Below are 26,718 nucleotides of genomic sequence, written 5' to 3'. Positions count from 1 at the left end.
CAAAGACCAGCCCCCACGCACCCGCGGCCAAAAGTGCGGCCGCGCTGCACGCCCCTCAGCTCGCCGGTGCCGTCGCCCGCAGTACCTTCAGGAACTCGCGCATCCAGGCCGGGTGGTCCGGCCAGGCTCGGGAGGAGACGAGGGTGCCGTCGACCACGGCCTCGGTGTCCTGGAAGCCCGCTCCGGCCGCCTGCATGTCCGGCTCGAGCGCGGGGTACGCCGTGACCCGGCGGCCGCGCAGGCTGTCGATCGCCGCGGTGAGCAGTGGGCCGTGGCAGATCTGGGCGACCGGCTTGTCGGAGTCGAAGAACGCCTTGAGGATCTTGCGCAGCTCGGGGTCGTTGCGCAGGTACTCGGGGGCCCGGCCGCCGGGGATGACGAGGGCCACGTACTCGCCGGGGTCCACGTCGGCGAAGGCCAGGTCGGCGGGCCAGGTGTAGCCGGGCTTCTCGGTGTAGGTGTCGTAACCGGGTTCGAAGTCGTGGACCACGAACCGGAGGGTCTTGCGGGAGGGGGCGGCGATGTGGACCTCGTAGCCCTCCTCGCGCAGGCGCTGGTACGGGTAGAGGACTTCCAGGGACTCCGCCGCGTCGCCGGTGACGATGAGGATCTTCGCGGGCATGTCGGCTCCTCCGGGTACTCCGGTGCTCCTGCACTCCAGGGCGGGACGCACTGTCCCTGGGCAACGTGCCAACACCGGGCGTGCTTGCCAAGAGGGCCGTCGCGGTTCCGGCCCCCTCCAGGCGCCGGGCCGTCGGTCGCCGGACCTACCCGGTGGCGGCGTGCTGCCCTGCTCTCAGAGTGCGGTCGTGGCTCTCCCGGCGCGACCGGACGCCCTCGCCCCGAATACGTCACCACCCCCGCCCCCACCCCTGTGCAGAACGTCAAACTTCCCCCCTTGGTTTTGTACACATACGGCTCATGACGGGCCCCGGGTGAGGAGCGATAGCCTTGTGGCGTGATCAGCGCGATATCTCGCGGGGGCGATCCTGCCCCTGCCCTGCGCCCGGGTTGCACGGAACACCTCCGTGACCGGGCGGCGGTCGCTGGTCTTCGCGGGCGGGACGGGGCCGCAGGAGCCCCCGGGACGCCGAGGGCAACCCTGGACACGGCGGCGCAGAGAGCAGCGTCACACCCGACGAGCGCGTCGAGAATGGCCGAATTCCCCCCGCTCATCTCACCTCTCGGCATAGCGTCGATACGGACCGGACACCCCGGGCCGTGGCGTCGAGCCGGAGGGAAAGAGACCGTACTTCCTTCTACGTCACGCAACGGCGCGCGACAGGAGTCAGAGGACAATGCAGACCAAGCTGGACGAAGCCAAGGCCGAGCTGCTCGAGAGGGCTGCCCGGGTAGCTGAGAACAGCCCGGTCGGGGGGCACCTACCGACCGGGACCAAGGGCGAGGGCTCCCCGGACACCCCGGACAGCGAGTCCGTGCTCGCGTTCCTCCAGCGCTACTACCTGCACACCGCCCCGGAAGACCTCACCGACCGCGACCCGGTCGACATCTTCGGCGCCGCGGTCTCGCACTACCGCCTCGCCGAGAACCGCCCCCAGGGCACGGCGAACGTGCGGGTCCACACCCCGACCGTCGAGGAGAACGGGTGGACCTGCAGTCACTCGGTCGTGGAGGTCGTCACCGACGACATGCCCTTCCTCGTGGACTCGGTCACCAATGAGCTGACCCGGCGCGGGCGCGGCATCCACGTCGTCATCCACCCGCAGTTCGTGGTCCGCCGCGACCTCACCGGCAAGCTGATCGAGGTCCTGTCGACCCCGCTCGGCGGCGACCTGCCGCACGACGCGCACGTCGAGTCCTGGATCCACGTCGAGATCGACCGGGAGACCGACCGCGCGGACCTGAAGGAGATCACCGCCGACCTGCTGCGCGTGCTGTCCGACGTCCGCGAGGCCGTCGAGGACTGGGAGAAGATGCGGGACGCGGCGACCCGGATCGGCGCCGACCTGGAGAGCGAGCCCATTCCGGGCGATCTGCCCCGGCCCGAGGTCGAGGAGGCCCGCGAGCTGCTGCGCTGGCTGTCCGACGATCACTTCACCTTCCTCGGCTACCGCGAGTACCAGCTGCGCGACGACGACACGCTCGCCGCCGTGCCCGGCACCGGCCTCGGCATCCTGCGCGCCGACCCGCAGCACGCCGAGGACGACCAGCACCCGGTCAGCCCCTCCTTCGAGCGGCTGCCGGCCGACGCCCGCGCCAAGGCCCGCGAGCACAAGCTGCTCGTGCTGACCAAGGCCAACAGCCGGGCCACCGTGCACCGGCCGTCGTACCTGGACTACATCGGCGTCAAGAAGTTCGACGCGGACGGGAACGTCGTGGGGGAGCGGCGCTTCCTCGGGCTGTTCTCCTCCGCCGCCTACACCGAGTCCGTGCGCCGTGTCCCCGTCATCCGCCGCAAGGTCGACGAGGTGCTGCGCCGCGCCGGGTTCTCGCCCAACAGCCACGACGGCCGCGACCTGCTCCAGATCCTGGAGACCTACCCGCGCGACGAGCTGTTCCAGACGCCCGTCGCCGAACTGCAGTCCATCGCCACGAGCGTCCTCTACCTGCAGGAGCGGCGGCGGCTGCGGCTCTACCTGCGCCAGGACGAGTACGGCCGCTACTACTCGGCCCTCGTCTACCTCCCGCGTGACCGCTACACCACCGGTGTCCGGCTCAGGATCATCGACATCCTGAAGGAGGAGCTCGGCGGCATCAGCGTCGACTTCACCGCCTGGAACACCGAGTCGATCCTCTCCCGGCTGCACTTCGTCATCCGCGTCCCGCCGGGCACCGAGCTGCCGGAGCTGTCGGACGCCGACAAGGACCGCATCGAGGCCCGCCTGGTGGAGGCCGCCCGTTCCTGGGCCGACGCCTTCGCCGAGGCGCTGACCGCCGAGTGCGGCGAGGAGCGCGCGGCCGAGGTGCTGCGCCGCTACAACCACGCCTTCCCCGAGGGCTACAAGGCGGACCACACCGCGCGTGCCGCGGTCGCCGACCTGGTCCACCTCGAGCAGCTCAGCGAGGACAAGACCTTCAGCCTGAGCCTGTACGAGCCGGTGGGCGCCGGCCCGGAGGAGCGCCGCTTCAAGATCTACCAGAAGGGCGGCACGGTCTCCCTCTCGCACGTGCTGCCGGTGCTCAGCCGCCTCGGCGTCGAGGTCACCGACGAGCGGCCGTACGAGCTGCGCTGCGCGGACCGCACCACCGCCTGGATCTACGACTTCGGTCTGCGCATGCCGAAGGCGACGAGCGCCGGCGGGGATCTCGGTGACGACGCCCGCGAGCGTTTCCAGGAGGCCTTCGCCGCGACCTGGACCGGCAAGGCGGAGAACGACGGCTTCAACGCCCTGGTGCTGAGCGCCGGGCTGACCTGGCGGCAGGCGATGGTGCTGCGCGCCTACGCCAAGTACCTGCGGCAGGCCGGTTCGACCTTCTCGCAGGACTACATGGAGGACACCCTCCGCAACAACGTCCACACCACCCGGCTCCTCGTCTCGCTGTTCGAGGCGCGGATGTCGCCGGACCGGCAGAAGGCCGGTCTCGAGATCACGGACGCCCTGCTGGAGGAGCTGGACGCGGCCCTGGACCAGGTGGCGAGCCTGGACGAGGACCGGATCCTCCGATCCTTCCTCACCGTCATCAAGGCGACCCTGCGCACGAACTTCTTCCAGGAGGCGCTCGGCGGCGAGCCGCACGACTACGTCTCCATGAAGTTCGACCCGCAGGCCATCCCGGACCTGCCCGCGCCGCGCCCGGCGTACGAGATCTGGGTGTACTCGCCGCGCGTCGAGGGCGTGCACCTGCGCTTCGGCAAGGTCGCGCGCGGTGGTCTGCGCTGGTCGGACCGGCGTGAGGACTTCCGTACCGAGATCCTCGGCCTGGTCAAGGCGCAGATGGTGAAGAACACCGTCATCGTGCCGGTCGGCGCCAAGGGCGGCTTCGTCGCCAAGCAGCTGCCGGACCCGGGCCAGGACCGCGACGCGTGGCTGGCCGAGGGCATCGCCAGCTACAAGACGTTCATCTCGGCGCTGCTCGACATCACCGACAACATGGTCGCCGGCGAGGTCGTGCCCCCGCAGGACGTCGTCCGGCACGACGGCGACGACACCTACCTCGTCGTCGCGGCCGACAAGGGCACCGCGACCTTCTCGGACATCGCCAACGAGGTCGCGAACAAGTACAACTTCTGGCTCGGCGACGCCTTCGCCTCCGGTGGCAGCGCGGGCTACGACCACAAGGGCATGGGCATCACCGCGCGCGGCGCCTGGGAGTCCGTGAAGCGGCACTTCCGTGAGCTGGGCGTGGACACGCAGTCCGAGGACTTCACGGTCGTCGGCATCGGTGACATGTCCGGTGACGTGTTCGGCAACGGCATGCTGCTGTCCGAGCACATCCGCCTGGTCGCCGCCTTCGACCACCGGCACATCTTCATCGACCCGACCCCGGACGCGGCCACCTCGTACGCCGAGCGCCGCCGCCTGTTCGAGCTGCCCCGCTCCAGCTGGGCCGACTACGACACGGAGCTGCTGTCCGCGGGCGGCGGGATCTTCCCGCGCAGCGCCAAGTCGATCCCGGTCAACGCCCACATCCGCGAGGCCCTCGGCATCGAGGACAAGGTCACCAAGATGACCCCGGCCGACCTGATGAAGACGATCCTGCACGCGCCGGTCGACCTGCTGTGGAACGGCGGCATCGGCACGTACGTGAAGTCGTCGGCGGAGTCGAACGCCGACGTCGGCGACAAGGCCAACGACGCCATCCGTGTCGACGGCAAGGACCTGCGGGTCAAGGTCGTCGGCGAGGGCGGCAACCTGGGCCTGACCCAGCTCGGCCGGATCGAGTTCGCCCTGCACGGCGGCAAGATCAACACCGACGCGATCGACAACAGCGCCGGTGTGGACACCTCCGACCACGAGGTGAACATCAAGATCCTGCTGAACGGCCTGGTCGCGGACGGCGACATGACCGTCAAGCAGCGCAACAAGCTGCTCGCCGAGATGACCGACGAGGTCGGCGCGCTGGTGCTGCGCAACAACTACGCGCAGAACACCGCGCTCGCCAACGCCCTGTTCCAGGCGGGCGCCATGCTCCACGCCCAGCAGCGGTTCCTCCGCCACCTGGTGCGCGAGGGGCACCTGGACCGGGCGCTGGAGTTCCTGCCGGCCGACCGGCAGATCCGTGAGCGCCTCGCCCAGAGCCAGGGCCTGACCGGTCCGGAGACGGCCGTCGTGCTGGCGTACACCAAGATCACGGTCGCCGAGGAGCTGCTGGCGACCTCGCTGCCGGACGACCCGTACCTGCGCGGCCTGCTGCACGCGTACTTCCCGACGGCGCTGCGCGAGCGCTTCACCGAGGCGATCGACCACCACCCGCTGCGCCGCGAGATCACCACGACCGTGCTGGTCAACGACACGGTCAACACGGGCGGTACGACGTATCTGCACCGTATGCGCGAGGAGACCGGCGCCTCCCTGGAGGAGATCGTCCGGGCGCAGACCGCGGCCCGCGCGATCTTCAGCTCGGCGCCGGTGTGGGACGCGGTGGAGGCCCTGGACAACAGGGTCGACGCGGCCGTCCAGACCCGGATCCGGCTGCACTCGCGCCGGCTCGTCGAGCGCGGCACGCGCTGGCTGCTCAACAACCGGCCGCAGCCGCTGGAGCTCGCCGAGACGGTCGAGTTCTTCGCGGAGCGGGTCGAGCGGGTCTGGCAGGAGCTGCCGAAGCTGCTGCGTGGTGCGGACCTGGAGTGGTACCAGCACGTGTACGACGAGCTGTCCGCGGCCGGCGTGCCGGACGAACTCGCCACGCGCGTGGCCGGGTTCTCCTCCGCCTTCCCGACGCTCGACATCGTGTCGGTGGCCGACCGCATGGGCAAGGAGCCGCTCGACGTCGCCGAGATCTACTACGACCTCGCCGACCGGCTCAACATCACCCAGCTGATGGACCGCATCATCGAGCTGCCCCGCGCCGACCGCTGGCAGTCCATGGCCCGCGCCTCCATCCGTGAGGACCTGTACGCGGCGCACGCGGCGCTGACCGCGGACGTCCTCGCGGCCGGCAACGGCACCTCTACTCCCGAGCAGCGCTTCAAGGCCTGGGAGCAGAAGAACGCGCCCATCCTGAGCCGGGCGCGCACCACCCTGGAGGAGATCCGCGGTTCGGAGACGTTCGACCTCGCCAACCTCTCGGTGGCGATGCGCACGATGCGGACGCTGCTGCGCACGCACTCGTAGCGGTACGACGGTGAAGGCGCCCCGGGCCGATGGGGAATCGGCCCGGGGCGTTCCGTTTCTTGCCGACCCTTAGCTAAAAAAGATCACCGAATTTACTGTTTCCTGCTAATCGATGGGTGTCGGATAGGGTCGGCGCTGTGACTGTTCAACTCACCGAGACCCGCCCGGCACCAGCACCAGCATCAGCGCCCGCGCCGGCTCCGGCTCGGCGGCCCGTCACGCGGGTCGTGCTGGAGGTCGTGAAATTCGGGATCGTCGGCGGCAGCGGTGTCCTCGTCAATTTCCTGATCTTCAACCTGCTGCTGCGTGGCCTCGGTTGGCAGGCGATGACCTCGACCGTGCTGGCCAGCTGTATCGCGATGGCGACCAATTACCTGGGCTTCCGCTATTTCGCCTATCGCGACCGGGCCTCCCGCACCCGCGGCCAGATCATCCTGTTCTTCGTGTTCAGCGGCCTCGGTGTCCTGATGGAAATCGGCCTGTTCTGGGTCGGTTACCACGGTCTCGGCCTGCACAGTGTGCTGCAGTCCAATGCGGCGAAGGCACTGTCGATCGTGCTCGCCTCGGCGTTCCGTTTTCTCGTCTACCGCACATGGGTGTTCCAGCAGGATGCACACCGCACCGTCTGACACCGAACCGGTGAGCCGCACACAACCCCCGCAGGGCGCCCTCCGGGCCGGCCGGGCGCTGCCGCAGGCCGCCGCCGCGCTCGTCGTGGTCCTGCTCCTCCTGGTGATCGTCCGCCTGCCGTGGGCGGGCGACCTCGGCATGCACGCGGCCACGATCCAGCGCTTGAGCCACAACCTGCTCCACCCCGGCAATCCGCTGGTGGACGCGGACACGCCGAGCCCCTACTACTCGCCGTGGATGCTGGTGCTGGGCCTGGTCGCCAAGGTGACCGGGCTATCGGTGTTCGTGGTCCTGCGGATCGCCGCGTTCGTCGCGCTGACACTGCTGGTCACCGGTGTCCGGCGCTACGTCCGCACGCTCAGCGCCCACCGCGCGGCCCCCGCCCTGGCCCTGCTCAGCCTGGTTCTCCTCTGGGGCCCGCTGCTGTTCAACTGGTCCGGGTTCCTGGGCCTGAACTCCCTGGCGCTGACGGTGTCGTACCCCAGCGTCTTCGCGCTCGGGCTCACCTTCCACTTCTGGGCATGGCTCACGCGGGCGGTACGGACGGACACCGCGTGGGGAAGGTGGCTGTGGCTCGGCGTGCTCTGGGCCCTGATCCTTCTCTGCCACCAGTTCACGGGCGTGGTGGCCTCTCTGGGCGCGCTGGCGATGGTGATCGCGGCACGACCGGCGCGGGCCGTGGCGCTGCGGCTGGCCGCGGCGCTGGCCCTGGGCTTGCTGCTGCTCTGGCTCTGGCCGTACTACGACTTCTTCTCGCTCTTCTCCGCGGGCGCGGATCTGGAGGCCATCCACCGGCCGCTGTACGAGGACCTGGCCGCGCGGTTCGGCCTGGTGCTGCTCGGGGTGGCGGCGCTGGTGCTGCGCTGGCGGCGGGACCGCTGGGATCCGCTGGTGCTGTTCTTCCTGCTGGGCGTGCTGGTGTTCGCCGCGGGCGGGCTGAGCGGCCACTACTCCTGGGGCCGCGCCCTGCCCGCCGCGCTGATCCCGGCGCAGCTGGCCGCCGCGCTGGAGGTCGTCTCGGCCGGGCGGCGGGCGGTTCGGGCGGGGTGGGCGTGCGTGCTGGGCGCCGCGCTGGCTGTCGGGGCGTGGACGCAGGTCGGGACGCTCGGGTATGTGACGGGGAAGGGCGCGCTGCCCTCGGTCGTCGCGGCGAAGTACCGGACGCCGTGGGTGGGGTATCACTGGATCACGCCGTGGGTGAAGTACGGCGATGTGGTGATGGCCCGGACGTTTCCCGCGCGGCAGATTCCCGCGTATGGGGCGTACACCGTGGCGCCGGGGTATCCGGATGTGTTTCTTCCGGACGCGGGGCGCAGGGAGACGGCGGTCGAGCGGTACTTCGCTGCGGGGACGCCTGCGGGTGAGCGGGCCGGGATTCTGCGGGAGTACGACGTGCGGTGGGTCGTGGGACCGGGGAGCTTGGCTGGACCGGGGCTTCGGAAGGTGACGGTGGGCCCCGACGCACAGGTCCTGTACCGAGTACTCCCCTGAGCGGCCGGCGGCGGCGCCATGAAGCCGACGGCGCTGCCGCTCCCCAAGGGGTGCGGGGAACTGCGCGATCAGCCACTACGGGCCCGCAGTCGCCCCCGCGCCCTCGGTTCGACGGCGCTTCGGCCACTACGGACCCGTAGTCGTCCATGCGCCTTCAGTTCGACGGCGCTGCGAACCCGCCCGTTACCTCAGCACGCTGGACAGCAGCTTCGCCGCCTTGCGGACCCGGGGACGGGCCACCCTCTGTACGAGCGGGCGGATCACGCGGGCCGTGACCCCCACCGGGCGCCAGCGCAGCTGCAGGCGGCCGGGGTTGCGGCCCTCCGGTTCGATGGTGAGCTCGTGCGGGGTCGCGCCGGAGCGGTAGTCGATGCGGGCCGTGAGCGTGGGGAAGGACAGCGGGGCCAGCAGGACGCCGGAGTGGGACAGGCCCTGCTGCTGGAGGCGGATCAGGGGGTGGCGCAGGCCTGCGAAGCCCTGCAAGGGGAGCGGGGCCTCGGCCAGGTCCAGGTGGACCCTGCCTTCGAAGAGGCCGGGGCCGACCGGGTCCAGCCGGAAGGGCACCGTCATACGGCGGTTGCCGGGAGAGACGATCAGGCTGGCCCGCTGCGGCCCGACGGGGAGCCGCAGACCCGGGTCGTACGTGCGGATGGAGAGAGTCAGCGAGGCCCCCGCGCCGGGCGTCAGTTCCGTGATCTCGTGACGGAACTGCGCGCTCGGGAACGGGCGCGTGTCCAACTCCAGGTCGGACACGTCCAGTTCGCGGCGGGCGCGGTCCGTGGAAGGCACGCTGTCGCCCCAGTACGGCACGCCCGACGCGTCGGCCGTGATGTGCCGCGGTGCCACCCCCTGCCCGAGACCGCGGGCCGCGAGCCCGGCCTCCTCCAGCCGGCCTTCCCGCAGCAGCTCCAGGATCACGCGCTCGGGGCGGGGCAGGCGGGCGTATGCGCCGGGGGCCAGGGTGTCCAGGTAGGGGTTCATGATGTCCGCGAAGGCCTTCAGCCACTCCTCGTCCCGGTAGGGGAGGTCGCCCGCGTACATCCGGAAGTCGTGCTTGAGGAACTTGTAGTCCTTGTCCTCCCGCAGCCCCGCGTGCCCGCTCTCCACCAGGAAGTCGTCGATCAGGCGCTGGACGTGGACGCGGTCGCGGACGTTCGTGACCTTGTGCCGCTGGTTGGAGATGGAGGCCGAGGCCGCCGCCGCATACGGGTCGATGTACCAGATGTACACCGGGTCCGGAATGATCGTGAACGCCTTCGCCAGGCAGTACGCCTGCGCCGAGAACAGCTGGTCCTCGTAGTGGATGCCCTCCGGGAAGCGCAACTCGTGCCGGTCCAGGAAGGAGCGCGCGTACATCTTGCTCGTCGACAGGTGCTCGAAGAGCAGCCGCGGGTCGGCCTCGATGCCCTCCACCGTGCGGCGCTCGGCCACCAGGTGCGGCATCCACGTCGAGCGGCGGCCGTTGTCCACCCGCACCCGCCGTACCGCGCCCATGGTGAAGTCCACCTCGCGCTCGCGGTGCGCGGCCAGCAGCAACTCCACCGCCTGGGGCGGGAGTTCGTCGTCACTGTCGAGGAACATCAGATACGGCGCCCGGGCGATCTCGACGGCCCGGTTGCGCGGGGCGCTGCAGCCACCGCTGTTCTCCGGCAGGCGGAGGTAGCGGATGCGGTCGTCCTGCGCCTCCAGCCGGCGCGCCACCGTCGGCGTGTCGTCGGTGGAGTGGTCGTCGCTGATGATGATCTCGATGTTCGCGTGCGTCTGCGCGCGCAGCGAGGCGACCGCCCGCGGAAGGCGGGCGGCGTCGTTGTAGACGATGACCGTCACCGTCACGTCGGGGGTCGTCATGCCGAGGCCTCCTCGGGGGTCGGGGCGGGGGTGCGTTCCTCGAGCGGGATCACCGGTGGCAGTGCCGCCTCCGGCTCGCCCAGGAACACCCGTCGTACGACCCGTTCGGCGGCGCGTCCGTCGTCGTACTCGCAGAACCGGCGGCGGAAGGCGGCTCGCGCCTTCGCCGCGCTCTCGTCGCGCCAGGCGCCGGAGGCGAAGATCTCCGTCAGCTCCTCCTGGGTGCGGGCGACCTGGCCGGGGTGTTCGGTCATCAGGTCGAAGTAGACGCCACGGGTGGTGCGGTAGGTCTCCCAGTCGTCGGCGTAGACGACGATCGGGCGGTCGAGGTTGGCGTAGTCGAACATGATCGACGAGTAGTCCGTGACCAGCGCGTCGGCGGCCAGGCACAGCTCCTCGACGGGGTCGTAGGAGGAGACGTCGATGATCCGGCCGGAGCGGCGCAGGCCCGTCAGCGGGGAGGCGGCGCCGCCGTAGAAGTAGTGGGCGCGGACCAGCAGAACCGTGTTCTCGCCGAGCCGGTCGGCGAGTTCGGCGAGGTCAAGGCGCGGGGTGAAGCCGGCCTCGTAGTCGCGGTGGGTCGGGGCGTACAGGACGGCCGTCTTGCCCGGCGCGATGCCGAGGCGTTCGCGGGCGGCCCGTACGTCCGCGGCCGTGGCCGTGTAGAAGACGTCGTTGCGCGGATAGCCGTGGTCGAGGGAGGTGTAGCGGGCCGGGTAGGCGCGCTCCCACATGCGCGTCGAGTGGCTGTTGGCGCTGACGCTGTAGTCCCACTTGTCGATGCGGGCCAGCAGGGCGTTGAAGTCGAGGCCCTTGGCGGCGGCCGGGTGTTCCATCTGGTCCAGGCCCATCCGCTTGAGCGGGGTGCCGTGGTGGGTCTGGAGGTGGATCGCGTCGGGGCGCTTGACCACGGCGTTGGGGAAGTTGACGTTGTTCGTCAGGTACTTGGCGGTGGCCAGGGTCTCCCAGTAGCGGCGGGTGCCGGGCACGACGTGGTCGGTGCCGGGCGGCAGCAGGGCCGCGTTCTCCTTCGACACCGTCCACACCTGGTGGATGTGCGGGGCGAGTTCGGCGAGCTTGGCGGCGATCGCGGCCGGGTTGCAGGCCACCCCGCGGTCCCAGTAGGCGGCGAACACGGCCAGGTCGGGGTTGACCGGCCGGCTCAGGGCGCGCCGGTACTGCTGGTCGCGGAGCTTGGCGCCGACCTGGCGCTTACGGGTCCGTACGGCCTTCTTGGCGGCGCGGCGGGTGCGGTTGGCGGCCTGGAACGCGCGGTACTTGGTGTACGCGCCCTCCTCCAGCAGGGCGTGCCGTACGCCCTCCAGGCCCGCCGGGCGCTCGTGGTTCTCGGGGCGCCAGCGGACCGCGGCGAGGGAGGCGCGGCGGAAGAACTCGCGGGCCACCTCGTCGGGCAGGTTCTCCCTGGCGAAGGTGCGCACGAGGTCGCGCATCATCAGGTCGTACAGCACCGCGCGGGCGGCGCGGCGGTCCTTGGTGAACGCGAGCAGCGACTCGTAGCGCTCGATCAGCTCGAACCGGTCCTCGGGGGCGAGCGGCGGCAGGCTCTCGGGGCGCAGTTCGCGGTTCTCGTACGCCACCTGGTTCAGACAGGCGACCCGGCCGGCGTGCAGCAGGGCGGCCTGGGCGGCGCGTGGTTCGTCGTCGGTGGTGAGCCGCTCCTCGTGCGCCCGCCAGAAATCGGCGCGCAGGGCGCGGTTGCCGAGCAGCGGGGTGAGGCGCAGCAGGTCGGCGGACTCGTCCAGGGGCAGGCTCTCGCGGCCGACGGCGGCGAGCAGGCGGCCGTCGCGGGAGGGGGTGGCGGCGGTCTGCCAGGTGGTGGTGACGTGGTCGAGGAGGAGGACGTCCGTGGTCGCGTCCGTCGCGTCCAGTTCGGCGGTCCGCTCGGTGATCAGCCGGGGAGCACCGGCCGGCAGGCCGTCCTTGGCGTGGACGAAGTGCAGCCAGCGGCCGGTCGCGCGGGCGGCGCCGGCGGACCGGGCCGCCGCGTCACCAGTGCCCTCCGGCAGCGGTACGACCACCGTCTCGGGGGCGTGGCCCTCGGCGGCCTCCCGCGCCCAGTCACCGACCGCGGCGACGATCACCTCGGCGTCGGAGAGGGGGTGGGCCTCCAGAGAGTCCAGCAACTCTGTCAGATGCCCCTGTGCGTTCGGTCCGTAGACGATGACGCTGAGTTGGGGCATCGCAGTGGACTCCTTTGGTTTGTCGACTTGGGCGGCCACCCTTCATAACATACTGTCACTAAGCGGATGAAAGGGATAACCGCGCTTGGAGTAAGAGACGCCCAGGAAGGAAGAGGGAGTTCCGTGGCCTGAGGTTTCTCTTCCGGTAACTCTTACGCCGCCTTCTTACCGGTGGTCTTCTTGTCGCTCTTGTCGCCGGTGAAGGCCTCGTACTCCTTCATGACGTCCTCGGTCGGTCCGTCCATGCGCAGCTCGCCGCGCTCCAGCCACAGGGTCCGCTCGCAGGTGTCACGGATCGACTTGTTGTTGTGGCTGACCAGGAAGACCGTACCCGCCTGCTCGCGCAGCTCGCGGATCCGGTCCTCCGAGCGCATCTGGAACCTGCGGTCGCCGGTGGCCAACGCCTCGTCGATCAGCAGCACGTCGTGGTCCTTGGCGGCGGCGATGGAGAAGCGCAGCCGGGCGGCCATACCCGAGGAGTACGTGCGCATCGGCAGGGTGATGAAGTCGCCCTTCTCGTTGATCCCGGAGAAGTCGACGATGTCCTGGTAGCGCTCCCTGACCTGCTCGCGGGACATGCCCATGGCGAGCCCGCCGAGGTAGACGTTGCGTTCACCCGTGAGGTCGTTCATCAGGGCCGCGTTGACGCCGAGCAGTGAGGGCTGGCCGTTGGTGTAGATGTGGCCGTTCTCCACCGGGAGCAGCCCGGCGACGGCTTTCAGCAGCGTCGACTTGCCGGAGCCGTTGGTGCCGATGAGGCCGATCGCCTCGCCCTTGTAGGCGACGAACGACACGTTCTTCACCGCGTGCACCCGGCGCACGCCGGCCGCCTTCTCGGCCTGCTGGCGGCGCAGGATCCGGTTGAGGGCGGCGGTGGCGGAGCCGCGGCCGGCGCCGGTGCCGTTGACGCGGTAGACGATGTCGACGCCGTCGCAGACGACGGTGGGGATCTTCTCGCCGTTCTCGCGGGTCACGGGAGTCTCGGAGGTCACGGGCGTCTCCGGGGTGTCGGGGGTCTGCTCAGCCACGGCCGTACTTCTCCTCAGCCTTCCAGAAGTAGATGAACCCGCCGACGCCGGCGAGCAGGGCCCAGCCGGTGGCCGTCGCCCACACGTGCGGGGGCAGCTGCTTGGCGTGGAAGCTCTTGATCAGCGCGTAGCGCATGAGGTCGATGTAGATCGCGGCCGGGTTGTTCTCCAGCAGGACCATGACGATGTGCGGCAGGTGGTCCTTCTTGGTGAGCTTGCTGATGCTCCACATCACGCCCGAGACGTACATCCAGGTGCGCAGCACGAACGGCATCAGCTGGGCGATGTCGGGGGTCTTGGCGCCCATCCGCGCCATGATCATCGCCATGCCCGCGTTGAACAGGGACTGCAGGATCAGCGCGGGGATCACCAGCAGCCAGCCGGGGGTGATCGGCAGGCCGAAGGAGAGCAGGATGACGACCAGCGCGGCCATCGAGAACAGCAGCTGCTGGAGCTGCTGGATGCAGAAGGAGATCGGCAGGGCGGCGCGCGGGAAGTGCAGGGCGCGCACCAGGCCGAGGTTGCCGGAGATCGCCCGGGTGCCGACCTGGATCGAGCTCTGGGTGAACGTCCACACGAACACGCCGGTGACCAGGAACGGGACGTAGTCCGGGACGCCCTTCTTGGTGCCGAGCAGTACACCGAAGATGAAGTAGTAGACCGCCGCGTTCAGCAGCGGGGTCATGACCTGCCAGATCTGGCCGAGCTTCGCCTCGCTGTACTGAGCGGTGAGCTTGGCGGTGGCGAAGGCGGTGATGAAGTGGCGCCGTGCCCACAGCTGGCGGACGTACTGCGGCAGGGAGGGGCGGGCGCCGCTGACCGACAGACCATGCCGGGCGGCCAGCGCCGCGAGGTCGTCGTCGGCAGGGGCCTGGGTGGGGGGCGGTGTGTCGAGGACCTGGCTCACATCCGCTGCTTTCGCTCGGGGGAGGGGGTGGCGCGTCCGGCTCGGGGGTGCCGGGGGCGCGTCGAGGGCCCGCCGTCCGACGTGCGTTCGTTTCCTTACGCTTCTCTTCACGTTCTCTTACGTCGGAACGGGACCGTATCGTCGCAACGTGAGCGTAGAACCAATCGACGTCGGAACGCAACCGTTTCGTCGTAACGGCCTATGCTGTGCGTCATGACGACGAACGCCGACGAGCCCTCGACGCGTCCGCGCCGCCGGACCCCTGCCGGGGCCGCCGTACTGCGGGAGGATGTGACCGAAGCCATCCGGGCGGCGGTCTTCGAGGAACTCGCGGCCGTCGGGTACGCGCGCATGTCCATCGAGGGCATCGCGCGGCGGGCGGGCGTCGGCAAGACGGCGGTGTACCGGCGGTGGCGTTCGAAACTGCACCTGGTCCTGGACGTGGTGTCGGCGATGGCGGTGCTGGGCCTGCCGGTCCCGGACACGGGGTCCCTGGAGGGCGACCTCCGCCTCCTGTACGAGGTGACCTCCCGTGCCCTGCGCCACCCGGTGGCCTCGCAGATCATCCCCGACCTCCAGGCGGAGGCCGCCCGCAATCCCGACATCGCCGACGCCTTCCAGAAGGCCCTGCGGGACGGGCAGGAGGGCGTGGCCAGCAAGATCGTGGCTGCCGCGGAGGGGCGCGGGGAGGTGCGGGCGGGCCTGGACCCCGACCTCGCGCTCGACCTGATCTCCGGACCGCTGTACTGGCGCGCGGTCGTCATCCGCTCCCCAAAGCTGCCGAAGGGCTACCTGGACAACCTGGCCCGGGCTGCGGCGGGGGCGCTCAAGGCGTTGTGAGGGGGCGTGCGCCGGCGCCGGGCGGGGGTTGGTTTCGCTTGCCCGCGCCGGCGCTGCCGCTGGACGACGGGGCGTTGCGCTTGCCCATGCCGGCGGGGTGAGGGGTGCTGCCGCTGGGCGACGGGGTGTTGCGCTTGCCCGCGCTGGCGGGGTGCCGCTGCGCCCACCCGTGCCGCCCCAGCGGCACGACTGCCCGCAGCTACGGCGGCATGACGGGCGCCGCCCCAGCGGCACGACTGCCCGCAGCTACGGCGGCATGACGGGCGCCGCCCCAGCGGCACGACTGCCCGCAGTTGCGCGGATACGGCCGCCGCTCCAGCGGCACGACTGCCCGCAGATCACTTCCGGGCCGAGCCGCCGGCGCAGGCTACGCGCGGGCTGCCTCCGGGTGGTGGTGGGTCCAGCCCTCCCAGGCCGAGGCGATCATGTCCTGGACGTCGTACTTGGCCTGCCAGCCCAGTTCGGTGGCGATACGGGTGGCGGAGGCGACGACGCGTGCGGGGTCGCCGGGGCGGCGCGGGGTGACGGTCGGCGGGCGGTCGTAGCCGGTGACCGCGTTGATGCGGTCGATCATCTCGCGGACCGACACACCCTCACCGCGGCCGATGTTGAGGGTCAGATCGGTGCCGGGGGAGGACGCCAGCGCACGGGCGACGGTGACGTGGGCCTCGGCCAGGTCGACCACGTGGATGTAGTCGCGGACGCAGGTGCCGTCCGGCGTCGGGTAGTCGTCGCCGAAGATCCGCGGCGGCGCGCCCTCGGTGAGCTTCTCGAAGACCATGGGGATGAGATTGAAGACGCCGGTGTCGGCGAGTTCGGGGCCGGCCGCGCCCGCCACGTTGAAGTAGCGCAGGGATGCCGTGGACATGCCGGTCGCCTTGCCGGTCGCGCGCACCAGCCACTCGCCGGCCAGCTTCGTCTCGCCGTAGGGGGACAGCGGCAGGCAGGGGGTCTCCTCCGTGACCAGGTCGACGTCCGGCATGCCGTAGACCGCCGCCGAGGAGGAGAAGACGAAGGACGGGACCTCTGCCGCCGTCACCGCTTCCAGGAGGGTGCGCAGGCCCTCGACGTTCTCCCGGTAGTAGTGCAGCGGGAGCTCCACCGACTCGCCCACCTGCTTCTTCGCCGCCAGGTGCACGACCCCGCTGATCTCGTACTCGGCGAGCGTGCGGGCCACGAGCTCCGCGTCCAGGACGGAGCCCCGCACCAGGGGGACCTCCGCCGGCACGCGCTCGGCGACGCCCGTGGACAGGTCGTCGTAGACGACCGTGCGTTCGCCCGCCTCGGTCATCGCCCGTACGACGTGTGCCCCGATGTATCCGGCACCGCCGGTGATCAGCCAGGTCATTGCGGCCGTCTCCTCGTTCAATTGGCCCGTCGGAACGTTCTTCGTCACACCGCGGGCGTCTCAGTGAAGCAGGCGGCGCAGGCGGCGCAGGCGGCCGCCCGCCACCTGTACCAGCCCGCGCACGCCGGTTGCCACGCGTACGGCCAGTGCGCCGGAGTGCGTGGCGTACGGCTGCACCAGGAGCACACCGTGCCGGGCGCTCGGGACGACGCGTCGGCCCAGCCGGCCGGCGCCGGTCAGGGCATGCGCCGTGACGTCCCGCTGTGCGCCGTCCGTGAAGCGTACGGTCATCCGCAGGTCCCAGGTACCCGCGCCGAGCGCGCCCAAGTGGACGGGCAGCTCGGCCGACCAGCTGCCCGCGCCGGCTTCCGCATCGGTTTCCGCGCCGGAGGGCGAGAGCGGGACCGTCGTGCGCCCCCGTGTCCGCTCGTCGTCCCGGGACTGCCACTCCACGTCCACCTCGCGCGGACCCGCCTCGGCCACCCTGCCGTACAGCTCGTGCAGCCGCAGGCGCAGCAGCGAGGCACGCGCGCCCGGCCGCAGTTCCGCGTCCACCGTGAGCGGGAGGAGGGACGGCGGGCGGGTCAGGAGCGGTGCCAGGGTGACCTGGGGAAGGTCGGCGGACCAGACGGGGACGCCGTCGGGGGTGCGGGCGTAGGGCGGGAGCAGGCGGGCCGGGCGCGCGGCCAGCTCGCGCAGCCGGGGCAGATCACGGGGCTCGGGCGACTCCAGGACCACCCGTGCGAGCAGCCGGCCCGGGGCGCCCGGGTCCAGCTCCCAGTCGGCGGCGTCGTAGCGCGCGAGGTACTCCTGGGTGTGCGCCCACCACGCGCTCCGGTAGTGCGCGTCGCGCAACCCCAGCTCGCGCGTGTACATGCGCACCTCGTGGTCGAGGAACTTGGCCCGCGCCGCGCGCGCCAGCTCCTTCTGACCGGAGCCCAGCAGGATGTCGTACGCCAGCGCGCACGCCTCCACGCGCGCCTTCCAGTTGTCGATGTGCTCCCGGTCCAGCGAGAGCGACAGCTGCTCGGCGCTGCGGCGCACATGCCACACGTACACGCGGTCCGGTACGAGCGCCATGCGCGGGCCGGCGGCCAGCACGCGCGCGGTGAAGACGATGTCCTCGTAGAGGAAGCGGCCTTCGGGGAAGCGGATGCCGTGTGCGCGCAGGAAGTCGGTGCGGTACAGCTTGTTGACGCACAGCGTGTCGTGGACCAGGAGCGGGCGCTGCAAGGGGCGCGCGAGAACGGTGTGCGCCGTGTAGAGGGGCTCCTGCCAGGGCTGCTCGCGCCCCGAGGGCAGCTCCCGGCGCACACACAGCCCGCTCGCCACCTCGGCGCGCGCCCCCGTGGCCGCCGCCAGCAGCGCGTCCACCGCACCGGGCGGCAGCACGTCGTCGCTGTCCAGGAACATCACGTACGGTGTCGTCACCGCGTCGATACCGTCGTTGCGCGGGCTGCCGCAGCCGCCGCTGTTCACGCTCCGGCGCACCACGCGCAGCCGGGGCTCGTCCGCGGCCAGCCGGTCGAGCAGCTCGGCGCTGCCGTCGGTGGAGCAGTCGTCCACGGCGACGACTTCGGCCACCGCCGGCCCCTGGGCGAGGGCCGAGCGCACGGCATCGCCCACATGGGCGCTGTCGTTGTAGCCGATGACGACGACACCGACCCGCGCGGGGAGCGGCGGCTCGGCGGTGCCTGCTGGGTCGGGGGTGCCTGACGGGTCTGGTCGCATCGGGTCCACGGGCCGGGAGCGTAGAAAAATTCGGTAATAGGCTGTTAAGAGAGGCTTAGGGTTCGGTCCGGAAGACGTTCGGAATCGGGCCGGGGTTGCGTTGTTCGCATGCTCTTCACATCCGGTCGCGCCGACCGCCACAGCCGGACGAACGACAGCACGGCCGCCGATGCCAGGATCCCGTTGCGCACCAGCATCAGCAGACAGCCGGTCCAGGTGCCGTTGACCACCTCCTGGTAGTACATCGGGAAGACCACGGTGCTCACCGCGGCCGCCGCGAGGACCAGCGCCGCGACCGGCCGCTGGCCGGTGTGCCGCGAGGTCAGGCACACGGCGGCCAGTCCGACCAGCCAGATCATGTACTGCGGGCTGATCACCCGGCTGGTGACCGTGAACAGCAGCACCGCGCACAGCGCCGTGTCGAACGGCGTGGCCTCGCTCCAGCGCCGCGCCCGCACCCGCCACAGCACGAGCAGCGCGAAGGCGAGCGCCGTCAGGCCCAGCGAGGCGGTGGCGACGGCGTGCACATGGGGTCCGACCAGCTCGACGGCGCCGTACTGGTACGCCGCCCGGCCCGGCCAGCCTGCCTTGCGCGCCAGATTCAGGGCCGTACCGCCGAGCGACTCGATCTGCACGCCCCGCCCGCCCTGCTCCCGCAGGAAGGACAGCGGATGCTGGAACAGCACGGCGAGCACGGTGAGCGAGGCGACCCCGGTGGCCGCCGCCCATCCCCACGCCCCGCGCGTCGCCCGCCCCCGGGGCGTGCCCAGCAGCACCAGCGCCGGCCACACCTTCACCAGCGCGCCCAGCGCCCCGAACACCCCGCACGCGCGCGGGGAGCGCCCCAGCGCCAGCAGGCAGAGCACGGCCAGCGCGGTGACCGGGACGTCGTAGCGGGCGAGCGGGAGCTCCAGCAGCAGCGGCAGGCCGGCCGTCCACAGGGCCGCGCCGAGCAAGGAGCGCCCCGGCAGCGTGCCCGCGCGGGCCAGCGCCGCCGTGACCAGCGCGTCCATGGCCAGCGTGAGCAGCACGAACGCCTGAAAGTACGACAGCCACGGCAGCAGGCCCGGTGCCAGCAGCACCGCGCCCGCGCCCGGGGGGTACTGCCACAGCGAGTCGTGCGTCGGGAAGGAGCCGTGGGCGAGGACGCCGTACCAGTCGGAGTACAGGCGCCACACCTCACGGGCCACCGACCCCCCGCCCAGCACGGGGGCGCTGTCGTGGACGAGGAGCCACAGCATCAGGCCACGGGTGCCCAGCCAGAGGGCGGTGACGGCGAGGACCGGGCCGGAGTTGACACGGAGACGGTTCATCGCATGGGAGCCTAAGCGGCGCGGATGGCGTATCCATGGCGATACGCCGTCATGACAGGAAAAAGATTTGTTAATCGCAAAAAGGTCGGTTGGTGCTGAATGTCGGGCTTCCTGTGAAACCGCGGTCGCGTGCGACGGCCGCCGCGACAGTGCCCGCGCTGGTGATGCTGGCGGTCGGGCTCTGGGGGCTCGACCGGGGCGGGATGTGGCGCGACGAGGCCGTCAGCTTCCAGGTCGGGCGGCGTACGGTGCCGCAGATCTGGCTGCTGCTGCACGACGTGGACGCCGTGCACGGTCTGTATTACCTCCTCATGCACCCCGTTCTCGCCGTTCACCCCGGCGAGGTCGTGCTGCGGCTGCCGTCGGTGTGCGCGGCGGCGGTGACGGCCGCCCTGGTGGCGGCGCTCGGCACGCGGCTGGTCCGGCCGCGTGTGGGGCTGTGGGCGGGACTGCTGTACGCCGTCGCGCCGATGGCCGGGCACTATGCGCAGGAGGGCCGCTCCTACGCCTTGGTGGCCGCCGGGGCCACGGCCGCGACCTTGCTCTTCGTACGGGCCGTGGAGCGGGGTTCCTCTGGTTCCTGGGTGGCGTACGGCGCCGCCCTCGGGCTCAGCTGCTGGCTGCATGAGTTCGCGGTGCTGCTGGTGGGCGCCCACGCGGCGTCGCTGGCGCTGGCCCGGGCCGCGGCGCGGGTGTGGCGGGGATGGGGGTGTGCGGCGGGCGGGGTCGTGCTGTCGCTGCTGCCGATGGTGCTCGTGTCCCGGGGGCAGGCGGCACAGGTGGCGTGGCTGCGGAGCCCTTCGGGGGGTACGGCGGAAGAGTTACTGCGGGGGTTTCTGGGGCCTACGGACCTGATCTACGGGGTGTGTCTGTCGCTTGCCTTGGTCTCTTTGGTGGGACGTGTGGGGCGGGGGGACATCACCCTTTTGGGGGTGGCGTTGCCGTTGACCGTGGTGCCGCCGGGGGTGTTGATGCTGGCTTCTCAGGTGTCACCGCTGTATGTGGACCGGTATGTGCTGTACGCGTTGAGCGGGGCGCCGTTGCTGGTCGCTGCGGGGGCTGAGCGGGTGGCTGGGGTGGTGGGGCGGCTGTCCGCCGGTGGTCGGCCCAGGGGTCACCCCTTGTTGCGGTCCGCGTGTGTCGCCCTCGCCGGTGTTCTCGCCATCGGTCTCGCCTTCCTCCACCAGATCCCCGTTCTCCGTGCGGACCGCGACCCCGGTGCCCGGCCCGATGATCTCGCCGCCATTTCGCGCGTGGTCGCGCGGGAGGTGGCGCCCGGTGACCCGGTGGTGTTCCTGCCGGCGAACGCGCGGAACGTGGCCCTCGCCTATCCGGAGGCGTTCCGGGGAGCGCGGGACGTCGTGCTGGTGGAGGGGGGCGCCGAGTCGGGGACGCTGTACGGGCGCGAGGCCGGGGCGGGTGAGGTGCGGCGGCGGCTGGAGCGGCTGGAGCGGGTGTGGGTGGTGGCGGACCAGGACCTGCTCGCCGGGCGCTGGACCCCGCGCAACCCCGGTGAACAGGCCAAGCTCGCCGTGCTGCAGCGGGACTTCACCGTGCGGGAGGAGTTCCGGCGGGACGAGACGGTCGTACGGCTGTACGTCAGTCGGCCTCGTGCCCTGCGGTCAGGGCTGCCGCGTCCAGCGCGGTGGTGAGCCGGTCGAGGCGTTCGCGCAGCTCGGCGATCTCCGTCAGGTCGAAGCCGGTCGCCCCCATGATGCGGCGCGGCACCTCCAGGGCCCGCTCGCGCAGCGCCGTGCCCTCCTCGGTGAGCCGGACGTGCACCGAGCGCTCGTCCTCGGCGCTGCGCTCCCGGTGTACCAGGCCGGCCGCCTCCAACCGCTTGACCAGCGGGGACAGCGTGCCGGAGTCGAGCCGCAGATGCTCGCCGAGCTTCTTGACGGGCAGCTCGCCCTGTTCCCACAGCACCAGCATCACCAGGTACTGCGGGTAGGTGAGCCCGAGGTCCTTGAGGATCACGCGGTAGACGCCGTTGAAGGCGCGGGACGCGGCGTGCAGGGAGAAGCAGATCTGGCGGTCCAGGCGGAGCCAGTCGGCTTCGGGGGCGGGGGCGGGCGTGGCGGTCATGGGTCCAGAGTAGCTCCCGCGGGCCATTCAGTTGTGCACAACTGAATTGCGTGCTCTACTTGTACCCGCACCGGACACCGCATCGAGAAGATCGACGAGAGTCGAGAAGGACGGGTCACCATGGACGCGCTCTACACCGCAGTCGCCACCGCCACCCACGGCCGTGACGGTCGTGCCGTCTCCTCCGACGGCAAGATCGACCTGAAGCTGGCCCCGCCGGTCGAGCTGGGCGGCAACGGCGAGGGCACCAACCCCGAGCAGCTCTTCGCCGCCGGTTACGCCGCCTGCTTCGGCAGCGCCCTCGGCCTCGTCGGCCGGCAGGCGAAGGTGGACGTCAGCGACGCGGCGGTGACCGCCGAGGTCGGCATCGGCAAGCAGGGCGAGGGCTTCGGGCTGAAGGTGACGCTCCGCGTCGAGCTGCCCGACACCGTGGACCAGGAGACCGGCCGCAAGCTGGTCGAGACCGCCCACCAGGTCTGCCCTTACTCCAACGCCACCCGCGGCAACATCGACGTGGACCTCGTCATCGAGTGACCCAGGCAGGCGTCCCGAGGGTGCCGGTGCCGCTTCGGCACCGGCACCCTCGCGTTGTGGCGCCCTACGCCGAGGTCAGCACGTCATGTCCCGTGGCCTGGCCCGGCAGCCGGATCCGGGTGCCGGGCATCGCCTCACCCAGCAGCAAGGTCCGTACGACGCGCTCGGCGGCCCGGCCGTCGTCGAACTCGCAGTACCGGGTCCGGAAGTCCGCCCGCAGCCGGGCCGACTCCTCGTCCCGCCAGGATCCCGAGGCGAACAGCCAGGCCAGCTCCCGGTAGGAGTGCGAGACATGGCCGGGTGCCTCGGCGGTGATGTCGAGGTAGGCACCCCGGCTCGCCGTGTACGCGGGCCAGTCGTCGGCGTGCACCACGATCGGCCGGTCCAGGTTGGCGTAGTCGAACATCACGGCCGAGTAGTCGGTGACCAGCGCGTCCGCCGCGAGCAGGACGTCCTCCGCGCGCGGCTCGTCGGTCGCGTCGACCACGATTCCGCGCCGGGCCAGCTCCGCGAGGCCCATGCCGCGCGCGGGACCGTTCGCCAGCGACGGATGCAGCCGGACCACCAGGGTGTGCCCCTTGCCCAGATCGGCCGCGAACCGGGCGAGGTCGAAGCGGTCCACGTGCCCGGTGCGGCGGTAGTCCCGGCGGGTCGGCGCGTACAGCACGACCGTGTCCGTCTCCGGGATGCCGTACCGCTGCCGGAAACCGCTGCCGCCGCCGTTGACCGGCACGTCGTTGACCAGCACGTCGTTGCGTGGGCTGCCGGTGCGCAGCGAGGTGAAGTGGCAGGGGTAGGCCCGCTCCCAGACCAGCTCGGAGTGGCGGTTGGCGACCAGGCTGTAGTCCCAGCGGTCGGCGCGGCGCAGCATCTGCGGCACGTCGAAGCCGAGCCGGGCGCCCGGCTTGTCCAGCAGGTCGGCGCCCATGTACTTCAGCGGGGTGCCCTGGTGGGTGTGGATGTGCACGCTGCCGGGCCGCTTGGCCAGTGCGCCGGGCCAGTTGACGTCGTTCACGAAGAACTTCGCCCGCGCCGTGACCTCCAGATAGCGCCGGGAGCCCACGATCACGTGCTCGACATCGGGTGGCAGCTGTGCGGCGGTCTCCGTGTCGCGCACCACCCACACCCCGCGCAGCTGGGGCGCGATCTCCCGGGCCTTGGCATAGACGGCGGCGGGGTCGCCCAGCATGCCCCGGTGCGAGGACGCCGAGTAGACGACCAGGTGCGGGTCCAGCGGGCGGTGCGCGTGCAGGGACGCCCAGCCGGAGCGGGCCCGCGCGGCGGCCGCGCCACGGAGCAGCCCCGCCTGCTGAGCCGCCGCCTGCCTGGCCCGCGCCGCCTGCTGCCTGATCCGGTAGCCCGTCCAGGAGCCCTCCAGCAGAGCCACCTCGCCGTCGGCCGGGGCGCCCTCGGGCTGGTGATGGCGGAACATCCGCGTCGTACGCCGGAAGAACTCGGCCCTGTCGGCGGGCGGCAGCCGGTCCGGCTTGGCCAGGATGTCCAGGCAGTGCTCGCCCATCTTGCGGTGCAGATACGGCCGCCAGCGCGCGAGCTCCGGCCGCTGCTCGAGGAACGCGAAGACCCGCCCGTACTGGTCGTGGATGTCGAAGTGCTTGCGGCTGGTCGTGGACAGGATGTTGCCCTGCCTGCGCTGCCGGTAGTTCAGGCAGATCCGGTCCAGGGCGGCGATCCGCCGGGCGCTGAGCATGACCGGGAAGGTCCAGGGGGTGTCCTCGTAGTAGCCCGGCGGGAACTCGAAGCCCTGCGACTGGACGAAGCGACGCCGGTAGACCTTGTTCCACACCACCATCAGCAGGTCCAGGATCCGCGGGTAGGTGTCGGCGGTGAACGTGTCCGGGCCGGCCTCGGCGAGCACCTCGGCCAGGGCGTTGCGCCGGGTGCCGCCCCACCAATAGGTGCGGGCGTAGTCGAAGACCAGCACGTCCGGGTCATCGGCCTCGGCCAGCCGGTCGGCGATCGCCCGCAGCGCGCCCGGGGTGAGGGTGTCGTCGCTGTCCAGGAAGAACAGGTAGTCGCCGGTGGCGTGCGGCATCGCGGCGTTGCGGGCCCGGCCGAGGCCCACGTTCTCCGGCAGGTGCAGCACCTTCACCCGCGGATCGCGCCCGGCGTACTCGTCGAGGATGGCGCCGCAGCCGTCCGGGGAACGGTCGTCCACGGCGATCAGCTCGAAGTCGTTGAAGGACTGCAGCAGCACCGAGTCCAGGCACTCGCGCAGAAAGCCCTGCACCTTGAAACAGGGCACGATCAGACTGAAGCGGGGCACGGCGGGTCAGCTCCTCACGAGGGTCGCGGCGGCGGGGGCGGGGATGCGTTCCGCGAGCGGGATCACCGGCGGGACCGCCTGCGCCGGCTCGCCGAGCAGCACCCGCCGCACGACCCGCTCGGCGGCCCGCCCGTCGTCGAACTCGCAGAACCGCTCCCGGAACGCGGCCCTGAACGCCCTGGCCTCCGGACCCGCGTACGAGCCGTCGCGGAAGACGGCGGCCAGCTCCTCGGGGGTGCGGGCGACCAGCCCGGGCGGCTCGGTCATCAGGTCGAAGTAGACGCCCCGCGTCTCCCGGTAGACGTCCCAGTCGTCGGCGTACACGACGATCGGCCGGTCCAGGTTGGCGTAGTCGAACATGATCGACGAGTAGTCGGTGACCAGCGCGTCCGCGGCCAGGCACACGTCCTCCGAGGAGCGGTGCGCGGTGACATCGATGATCCGGTCGATCCGGCCGGAACCCTTCGCCGGGCCCCGGTCGTAGAAGTAGTGGGCGCGCAGGAGCACGACGATGTCCTCGCCGGCCGCCTCGCAGAACGCCTCCAGGTCCAGGCCGGGCTCGAAGCCGGTGTGGTGGTCGCGGTGGGTCGGCGCGTAGAGGACGGCCGTCTTGCCCTCCGGGACACCCAGCTGCCGCCGGATGCGGGCCACGTCCGCGGCGGTCGCCGTGTAGTAGACGTCGTTGCGCGGATAGCCGTACTCCAGGTGCTCGTAGGAGCCGGGGAAGGCGCGCTCCCACATCTGGGTCGAGTGGCGGTTGGCGGAGAGGTTGAAGTCCCAGCGGTCGACCCGGCCCAGCAGCCTGGTGTAGCTGCCCGACTGGGCGGCCACCACCGGGTACGTCGACTGGTCCACCCCCATCGTCTTCAGGGGGGTGCCGTGCTGGGTCTGCAGATGCACACTGCCGGGCCTCTTGACGACGCCCTCGGCGAAGTTGGCGTTGTTGATCAGATACGTGGCGCGGGCCAGCACCTCCCAGTAGCGGCGCGAGCCGATCACCGCGTAGTCCACGTCCTTCGGCATCGCGTGTTCCTGCCCGGCCTCCACCAGGAACACCGAGCGGATGTGCGGGGCGAGTTCGCGGGCCTTGGCATGGATCGCGGCCGGGTTGCAGGTGTAGCCGCGGCCCCAATAGGCGCAGTACACCGCCAGGTCGGGGTCGAGCGGGCGGTGCAGATCGCGGGCGTAGCGCAGCTTGGTGCGCACCATGTGCGGGCGCGGCAGGCCCTCGGTGGCCTTGGTGGTCACCTGGTTGGCGCCGCGCAGCGCGCGGAACGCGCTGTACGCGCCGTTGGCCAGCAGCCGGTGCTGCACGCCCAGGCTGCCGCCGGGCGCCCGGAAGCCGGCGGGCCGGTGGAGCCGGTAGAGCCGGGCCGCGCGACGGAAGAACTCCCGGCGCCCCGACGGCAGCCGCTCCGGCCGGGACGCCGTCTTGAGCACATACGTGAACAGCTGCTCGAACAGCGGCCGGAGCCGATCCGCGGGCAGCGCGCGCTCGGCGGCCCGGGTCAGCACCAGCTCCACCTGGTCGAGCAGGGCGTGCTGGTGCGGCCCCGGCAGATTGAGCCGGCTGCCCTGCCGGCGCAGCCGGTGCCGTACGACGACCCGGCGCAGCACCGCGATCCGCCCGGCGGCGAGCGTGGTCAGCCCGCCCCAGCCGAGGTCGGTGAAGTGGCTGTCGGGAAAGACCAGTTCGTGCTCGGTGAGGAAGGCGCGACGGTAGACCGCGCTCCACGCCGGGAGCTGGACGCCGGTCAGCTCCGGCAGGTCGGCGGGGGCGAAGGCGCCCTTCGGAGCCCTGACGAACAGCGGCGCGGCCGGATTGGTCGGCTCGCCCTCCCACCACGGGGCGCGCACGTGCTCGGCGTAGAGCACGTCCACGCCGCCGGTCTCGGTCAGCCGGGCGTCCAGCGCGGCCAGCGCTCCCGGAAGCAGCAGGTCGTCACCGTCGAGGAACAGCACATACGCACCGCTCGCCGCCCGCATCCCCGCGTTGCGCGCCCCGCTCAGACCGGCGGACGGCGGCGAGTCGACCGGGGCCACCCGGGAGTCCCGCGCCGCGTACGCGGCGGCCACCGCGGCGGCCAGGGAGTCGGGGCCGTCGCAGACCGGGATCAGCTGCAGATCGCCGAAGGACTGGCCGAGAACCGAGTCCAGCGCCTGGGACAGCCGGGCGGCGACCCCGTGGGACGGAACGATGATGCTGAAGCGGGGCATTCTGCTCTTTCTGTTGTCTTGCGGA

Annotated in this window: 17 protein-coding genes; 6 read left to right on the top strand and 11 right to left on the bottom strand. The window is 71.3% G+C overall.

The features are described 5' to 3' along the window. Positions 1-55: 55 nt before the first annotated feature. The gene (locus ACWC0C_RS08870) at positions 56-622 is read right to left on the bottom strand and encodes a DJ-1/PfpI family protein (protein WP_449199335.1); all 567 of its coding nucleotides are present in this window, start codon (positions 620-622) and stop codon (positions 56-58) included. A gap of 676 nt (positions 623-1,298) precedes the next feature. On the opposite strand from ACWC0C_RS08870, the gene ACWC0C_RS08865 reads away from it, so the two are divergent. From ACWC0C_RS08865 to ACWC0C_RS08855, 3 genes are all read left to right on the top strand, one after another. Continuing rightward, a complete protein-coding gene (locus ACWC0C_RS08865) occupies positions 1,299-6,236 on the top strand; it encodes an NAD-glutamate dehydrogenase (RefSeq protein WP_450862689.1) in 4,938 nt (1,645 codons plus the stop codon). Between the two features lie 137 nt (positions 6,237-6,373). Beyond that, positions 6,374-6,865 carry a GtrA family protein gene (locus ACWC0C_RS08860; protein WP_449199337.1) on the top strand — a complete coding sequence of 164 codons (492 nt, stop codon included), beginning with the start codon at positions 6,374-6,376 and terminating at the stop codon, positions 6,863-6,865. Then, positions 6,846-8,357, top strand: a complete 1,512-nt coding sequence (locus ACWC0C_RS08855; protein ID WP_450862687.1) for a hypothetical protein — start codon at positions 6,846-6,848, stop codon at positions 8,355-8,357. Before ACWC0C_RS08860 ends, ACWC0C_RS08855 begins: the two co-directional genes overlap by 20 nt. A gap of 183 nt (positions 8,358-8,540) precedes the next feature. Here the strand turns inward: ACWC0C_RS08855 and ACWC0C_RS08850 are convergent, their stop codons facing one another. From ACWC0C_RS08850 to ACWC0C_RS08835, 4 genes are all read right to left on the bottom strand, one after another. Next, the gene (locus ACWC0C_RS08850; RefSeq protein WP_450862686.1) at positions 8,541-10,205 is read right to left on the bottom strand and encodes a glycosyltransferase family 2 protein; all 1,665 of its coding nucleotides are present in this window, start codon (positions 10,203-10,205) and stop codon (positions 8,541-8,543) included. Further along, on the bottom strand, positions 10,202-12,406 hold the full coding sequence (locus ACWC0C_RS08845; RefSeq protein ID WP_450862684.1) for a CDP-glycerol glycerophosphotransferase family protein: 2,205 nt from the start codon (positions 12,404-12,406) through the stop codon (positions 10,202-10,204). The genes ACWC0C_RS08850 and ACWC0C_RS08845 overlap by 4 nt, the downstream gene beginning before the upstream one ends. 152 nt (positions 12,407-12,558) lie before the next feature. Then, positions 12,559-13,398 carry an ABC transporter ATP-binding protein gene (locus tag ACWC0C_RS08840; RefSeq protein ID WP_449199413.1) on the bottom strand — a complete coding sequence of 280 codons (840 nt, stop codon included), beginning with the start codon at positions 13,396-13,398 and terminating at the stop codon, positions 12,559-12,561. Positions 13,399-13,426: 28 nt separating this feature from the next. Then, positions 13,427-14,341, bottom strand: a complete 915-nt coding sequence (locus tag ACWC0C_RS08835; protein ID WP_449199341.1) for an ABC transporter permease — start codon at positions 14,339-14,341, stop codon at positions 13,427-13,429. Positions 14,342-14,554: 213 nt separating this feature from the next. On the opposite strand from ACWC0C_RS08835, the gene ACWC0C_RS08830 reads away from it, so the two are divergent. Further along, positions 14,555-15,181 (top strand): TetR/AcrR family transcriptional regulator, encoded by a 627-nt coding sequence (locus ACWC0C_RS08830; protein WP_449199342.1) that lies wholly within the window; start codon positions 14,555-14,557, stop codon positions 15,179-15,181. A 367-nt stretch (positions 15,182-15,548) separates the two neighbouring features. Here the strand turns inward: ACWC0C_RS08830 and galE are convergent, their stop codons facing one another. Genes galE through ACWC0C_RS08815 form a run of 3 tightly spaced genes read right to left on the bottom strand, consistent with a single transcriptional unit; the run spans position 15,549 to position 19,573 of the window. Further along, positions 15,549-16,529 carry a UDP-glucose 4-epimerase GalE gene (gene galE / locus ACWC0C_RS08825; RefSeq protein ID WP_450862682.1) on the bottom strand — a complete coding sequence of 327 codons (981 nt, stop codon included), beginning with the start codon at positions 16,527-16,529 and terminating at the stop codon, positions 15,549-15,551. 60 nt (positions 16,530-16,589) lie between these two features. Then, the gene (locus tag ACWC0C_RS08820; protein ID WP_450862725.1) at positions 16,590-18,260 is read right to left on the bottom strand and encodes a glycosyltransferase family 2 protein; all 1,671 of its coding nucleotides are present in this window, start codon (positions 18,258-18,260) and stop codon (positions 16,590-16,592) included. A gap of 44 nt (positions 18,261-18,304) precedes the next feature. Next, the gene (locus ACWC0C_RS08815; protein WP_450862680.1) at positions 18,305-19,573 is read right to left on the bottom strand and encodes a glycosyltransferase family 87 protein; all 1,269 of its coding nucleotides are present in this window, start codon (positions 19,571-19,573) and stop codon (positions 18,305-18,307) included. A 164-nt stretch (positions 19,574-19,737) separates the two neighbouring features. Between ACWC0C_RS08815 and ACWC0C_RS08810 the strand changes: the two genes are divergently transcribed. Further along, positions 19,738-21,225 carry a glycosyltransferase family 39 protein gene (locus tag ACWC0C_RS08810; RefSeq protein ID WP_450862723.1) on the top strand — a complete coding sequence of 496 codons (1,488 nt, stop codon included), beginning with the start codon at positions 19,738-19,740 and terminating at the stop codon, positions 21,223-21,225. Here the strand turns inward: ACWC0C_RS08810 and ACWC0C_RS08805 are convergent. Next, positions 21,173-21,658, bottom strand: a complete 486-nt coding sequence (locus ACWC0C_RS08805; protein WP_450862678.1) for a MarR family winged helix-turn-helix transcriptional regulator — start codon at positions 21,656-21,658, stop codon at positions 21,173-21,175. The two genes, ACWC0C_RS08810 and ACWC0C_RS08805, sit on opposite strands and share 53 nt — an antisense overlap. Positions 21,659-21,778: 120 nt before the next feature. Between ACWC0C_RS08805 and ACWC0C_RS08800 the strand changes: the two genes are divergently transcribed. Continuing rightward, positions 21,779-22,192, top strand: coding sequence for an organic hydroperoxide resistance protein (locus tag ACWC0C_RS08800; protein WP_351025311.1), 414 nt, complete (start codon positions 21,779-21,781; stop codon positions 22,190-22,192). A gap of 64 nt (positions 22,193-22,256) precedes the next feature. On the opposite strand, the gene ACWC0C_RS08795 is transcribed toward ACWC0C_RS08800, so the two are convergent. Then, entirely contained in the window at positions 22,257-24,476 is a 2,220-nt protein-coding gene (locus ACWC0C_RS08795) for a bifunctional glycosyltransferase/CDP-glycerol:glycerophosphate glycerophosphotransferase (protein WP_449199346.1), read from the bottom strand. A gap of 6 nt (positions 24,477-24,482) precedes the next feature. After that, positions 24,483-26,693 carry a bifunctional glycosyltransferase/CDP-glycerol:glycerophosphate glycerophosphotransferase gene (locus ACWC0C_RS08790; RefSeq protein ID WP_449199347.1) on the bottom strand — a complete coding sequence of 737 codons (2,211 nt, stop codon included), beginning with the start codon at positions 26,691-26,693 and terminating at the stop codon, positions 24,483-24,485. Positions 26,694-26,718: the final 25 nt, after the last annotated feature.

Source organism: Streptomyces sp. NPDC001709 (assembly GCF_053596375.1).
Note: the sequence above shows the minus strand (reverse complement) of the source record. Positions and strands in the feature narration are given on the sequence as shown.

Bases quoted from the DNA above. Each gene is read 5' to 3' on its own strand.
- ACWC0C_RS08870 (WP_449199335.1), bottom strand. From the start codon at position 622: ATGCCCGCGAAGATCCTCATCGTCACCGGCGACGCGGCGGAGTCCCTG.
- ACWC0C_RS08865 (WP_450862689.1), top strand. From the start codon at position 1,299: ATGCAGACCAAGCTGGACGAAGCCAAGGCCGAGCTGCTCGAGAGGGCT.
- ACWC0C_RS08855 (WP_450862687.1), top strand. From the start codon at position 6,846: ATGCACACCGCACCGTCTGACACCGAACCGGTGAGCCGCACACAACCC.
- ACWC0C_RS08850 (WP_450862686.1), bottom strand. From the start codon at position 10,205: ATGACGACCCCCGACGTGACGGTGACGGTCATCGTCTACAACGACGCC.
- ACWC0C_RS08845 (WP_450862684.1), bottom strand. From the start codon at position 12,406: ATGCCCCAACTCAGCGTCATCGTCTACGGACCGAACGCACAGGGGCAT.
- ACWC0C_RS08830 (WP_449199342.1), top strand. From the start codon at position 14,555: ATGACGACGAACGCCGACGAGCCCTCGACGCGTCCGCGCCGCCGGACC.
- galE (WP_450862682.1), bottom strand. From the start codon at position 16,529: ATGACCTGGCTGATCACCGGCGGTGCCGGATACATCGGGGCACACGTC.
- ACWC0C_RS08820 (WP_450862725.1), bottom strand. From the start codon at position 18,260: ATGCGACCAGACCCGTCAGGCACCCCCGACCCAGCAGGCACCGCCGAG.
- ACWC0C_RS08815 (WP_450862680.1), bottom strand. From the start codon at position 19,573: ATGAACCGTCTCCGTGTCAACTCCGGCCCGGTCCTCGCCGTCACCGCC.
- ACWC0C_RS08810 (WP_450862723.1), top strand. From the start codon at position 19,738: ATGCTGGCGGTCGGGCTCTGGGGGCTCGACCGGGGCGGGATGTGGCGC.
- ACWC0C_RS08805 (WP_450862678.1), bottom strand. From the start codon at position 21,658: ATGACCGCCACGCCCGCCCCCGCCCCCGAAGCCGACTGGCTCCGCCTG.
- ACWC0C_RS08800 (WP_351025311.1), top strand. From the start codon at position 21,779: ATGGACGCGCTCTACACCGCAGTCGCCACCGCCACCCACGGCCGTGAC.
- ACWC0C_RS08790 (WP_449199347.1), bottom strand. From the start codon at position 26,693: ATGCCCCGCTTCAGCATCATCGTTCCGTCCCACGGGGTCGCCGCCCGG.